The following is a 282-nucleotide window of genomic DNA, read 5'->3' on the forward strand; positions in this document are numbered from 1 at the left end:
TCTAATGTTCCTGTTCCTGGTTCATTGGAATAGGTTACTATTACCTCTTGTGTATATTGACTAGTAGCTGGAACACAAGCTGTTTGATTTCCAGCTGCTACACTTATTGTGCAGGCTGGTGGACATGGCGCTGGTGCAGTGAATAACCCGTTACTTGTTACTGTACATGCTCCATCTGCTGAAAAGTCTGCTGTAACATTTACACTATTTCCATCTGCAGTTAATCCTGTTAATATTACTGTTTGGGGACTTCCCGTTATTGCAAAACTCTGTCCATTTACA

The 282-nt window shown here is 41.1% G+C and carries 1 protein-coding gene; it reads right to left on the reverse strand.

The features are described from left to right. Window positions 1–282 (reverse strand): hypothetical protein (locus FRY74_RS12940; protein ID WP_170228034.1); only part of this gene is annotated, 282 nt, incomplete at both ends.

Origin of the sequence: Vicingus serpentipes, assembly GCF_007993035.1 — a bacterium.
Lineage (GTDB): Bacteria > Bacteroidota > Bacteroidia > Flavobacteriales_E > Vicingaceae > Vicingus > Vicingus serpentipes.